The organism is Archangium sp. (assembly GCF_036388035.1).
In the GTDB taxonomy this organism is placed as follows: domain Bacteria; phylum Myxococcota; class Myxococcia; order Myxococcales; family Myxococcaceae; genus Archangium.
The window spans coordinates 1-3,385 of the sequence record NZ_DASVSO010001052.1 but is presented as its reverse complement, the minus strand read 5'-3'; the positions used below and the strand labels follow the sequence as shown (position 1 = coordinate 3,385).

1 protein-coding gene and 1 pseudogene are annotated in these 3,385 nt (G+C 64.5%); both read right to left on the bottom strand.

Annotation, left to right across the window (positions count from 1 at the left end; translation table 11 throughout):
* Positions 1–2,556, bottom strand: a 2,556-nt coding sequence (locus tag VF697_RS43345; protein ID WP_331104654.1) for an Eco57I restriction-modification methylase domain-containing protein, incomplete at its 3' end; no start/stop codon positions are given.
* Positions 2,553–3,385, bottom strand: a pseudogene (locus VF697_RS43340) (hypothetical protein); the annotation flags it as partial. The pseudogene VF697_RS43340 and the gene VF697_RS43345, both read right to left, overlap by 4 nt.

The following is a 3,385-nucleotide window of genomic DNA, read 5'->3' as shown; positions in this document are numbered from 1 at the left end:
GTGGACATCGAGGTTGCGGGGGGCGCTGAAGGAGTACCACTCCGCGAACTGCTTTCGTTCCTCCAGCTCGGACCGTCTGCCGCGCAGGTACTCGTAGGCCTTGGGGAACTTCTTCCGGAGCGTGCTCTCGGGAATGAGGCTGTAGCCCTCCGTCCCGACTTCATACGGGAAGATGACGCGCTCGGTGGCGGCGGGCTCGAGTCGGTACCGCCCGAAATCGGAGGCGTAGAGAGGGGTGCGGAGGATTTCACTTTCGACCTCCACCGTCTCGCCGCTCCGGGTCTGGAGTTGCTCTCCCGCCTTGGCGAGGACAAACACCTCGTCCGCTCCCGTGGAGGAGCCGCGGGCGATCCGCGTGGGGAGCTCGATCAAGGGGGGGCCCGCGGCCCTGAGCTTGCTCATGACCGCTTTGGCGGCGGTCGAACCGAACTGCCAGGGCTCGCCGGTCATCGCCCCGGCTTCAATGCTCATCGCCGCGGGCTCGCCCTTTTGCAACGCCGTCGCGGGAGACACCGTCCGGTAGGTGAGTTGGCTGGAGGGGTCGGCGGACAGGAAGAGGAGCGCGGTATACGTCGTGGCCCCGGAGAAGACCTGCTCGTGCCGGAAGTCGATGATGTTCAGCAACGCGCGGCGCTCCGAGAGCATGCGCCGGAGTGGCTCTCCGTAGTCCGTGGAGAAGAACTTGCTGGGAAGGATGTACCCGAGTCTTCCGCCCTTCCTCAGCAGACCGAGACCCTTCTCCACGAACACCACGTAGATGTCGTAGCTTCCTTTCCCCGCCGACGCGTATTTCTTCTTGTAGTACTCGACCTCGACCGGAGCCCACTCCTGCAAGGTCCGGATGTTGATGTACGGCGGGTTGCCGATCACCACATCGAAGCCTGGGTTGGGACTCTTGAAGACCTTCGGGAAGGCCTCTTCCCAGGAGAAGACGTTGATGCGTTGCTGGTGCGCGTCTTCGAGGAGGGAGACCTGCTCCTCTTTGTAGATATCTGGCCCGATCAGGGAGTTCCCGCAGCGGATGTTGTTCTCGAGGTCGGGCAGCGCTCGTTCCGCGAAGAGCGTGAGCTGGCTGTTGATCGTCTCCTCGCTCTCTCCTTCGAGGACTTTCAGGAGGAGGGACAGCTTGGTGACTTCAACGGCCTGGGCGTCGATGTCCACGCCATGGAGGTTGTTCAGGAGGATCCGCTTGCGCTCGCTCGTGGTGAGCTTCCACTCACCGCCCGCGCCCTGATGAAGTACGGCGTTCTTGCCCTTGGCGAACTTCTTGGGATCTTGCGCGACATACCAACTCAGGTGCCAGTCGAGCAGGTACTGGTAGGCACCGATGAGGAATGAGCCCGAGCCGCACGCAGGATCCACGATGCGCAGCGACTCGAGCTGTTTGAGGGTCTTCCCTGTGCAGAGGGCCCCGATCGTCTCCCTGACGATGTGGTCGACGATGTAGGTGGGGGTGTAATAGACGCCGCCCGCCTTCTTGACTTCAGGTTTTTCCTCGACGACGGCCCGATGCCCCGAGGTCAGTCGGATGACCTTGCCGAGGAACTGCTCGTAGACCTGGCCAAGAATGTCGGAGGGAAAGACGGAGAACTCGTAGGGGCTCTCCGGGAAGTAGAGCCGCTTGAAGATGTCCTTGAGCGGCGTGTCGTCAATCTCCAGACCGGTGCTCAAGGTGTCGGGGGCGATGGCTTGCCCCGACTCGCGCCGAAAATGGAACAGGCCCGAGTTGTACTTGTCGTCCGCCTGGTGGAAGAACTGGGTGAGCCGCTGGTAGACGTTCGTGCCGTTGTTGAGCGTCAGCAGTCGGCCATAGGGCTCGATTCCCCGATCCTCACAGATGCGGAGGAAGACAATCCGGTCGATGAGCTGCTGGACCGCGAAGTTCAACTCCGGTTGTGAGAGCGAGGTGTTGCGCAGGGCGATGTTGCGCGCCAGGACGTCTCGCCACTCCTCGATTTCGGCCAGGAAAGCGGAGTCGACGGTGACGGACCCCCGCTTCGCTTTCAACTGGGCCGCGTACTGGTCGAGGCTTCCCCCTTGGACGGCCTCCTTGGAGAACAGCTCGGCGATTTTTTCCCACTGGGAAACGTAGTCCGTGTGCTTGAGGTAGAGCACGCGGCCCTTCGTGGCCTTGTCGCTCTGGGCGGGTTGTGCTCGACAGTCATAGACCGCGAACTCCTCGAAGTCGGTCACGATGGAGAGCGGGAGCTTGGCCGTCCAGGCATACCGCTTGAGCTGATAGGCGGGCTCGATGTCGCTCTCGATATTGACCAGGGGCTTCTTGGCTTCGACGAAGAACTTGCGAACGCCGCCAATGCGAAAGCTGTAGTCGGGAGCTTTGACCCGATTGCCAATCTTCAGCGTGTCTTCGTGGACGACGTCCTTGTACGACTCGGCGATGTTCGCCACGTTGCTCATGTCCCAGCCGAGGCACTCGAACAGGGGATCGAGGAACTCCTGGCGCACGTGTGCTTCCTTGTAGGCCCCGCTGCGGAAGGCCTCGAGGCTCTCGCTGAATCGTTCGACGAGCTCGACGACTCGGGGCGGCGCGGTCATAGGGCGAAGCCCACCAGGTGCAGGTGCCCCAGCCGGTCATCGAAGCGCCGGGCATACTGGTAGAAGAGCGACATCGACGCCGTCTGCCCGAAGGTGGTGCGCACGAAGATCGCGCCGCCCGCGGCCCGGTGGTTGTCGCGCAGGTCCGTGCGCGCCCAGCTCCCGAAGGCCTCCAGCTCCACCTGGCTGACGAAGAAGGAGGGGAGCAGCCAGAAGAAGGAGCTCCAGCCGTAGTCGATGACGAAGCGGTAGCGATAGCGCGCGGTGCCGATGAACACGTTGCGCGCGCTGAGGGCGAAGTCCTCGTAGCCGCGCAGGGACTCGGAGAAGGAGGCGCCAGGCTGGAGGCGCAGCGGGACGTTGCGCGAGTCCTCGGGGCCCTGGCGCCTCTCATAGACGGGGGTGCCGAACTGGATGCCACCCACCTGGAGGAGCCCCTCGGGCGCACCCGGGAGGGCGCGGGCGACGGCGGACAGGTGGAGGTTGTCGCGCTGGAGCAGGGGGAGGCCGGGCACGTACGCATCCACGGTGGCGCGCACGTCTCCGAAGGGGCTCGCGTCGTCGAAGGCGAGGGGGTACACCCCGGCGCCCAGCGAGAAGCCCAGGCCCCGCTGCGTGCCGCCGTACGAGGAGCTCTCCCCGGCGAAGTACGAGACGGCGGCCTCCGGGCCCACGAGCGAGGTGCGCACCCCGGGACGACTGGAGGTGGAGAGCCAGTCCCGGCGCAGCGCCAGCAGGCCGAGCGACACGGGCGTGGTCCAGAAGCTGCGGGACATGGACAGCGTGGCGCCCACGTCCCTCCGGTCGTTGAGCACGGTGCGCTCCGCGG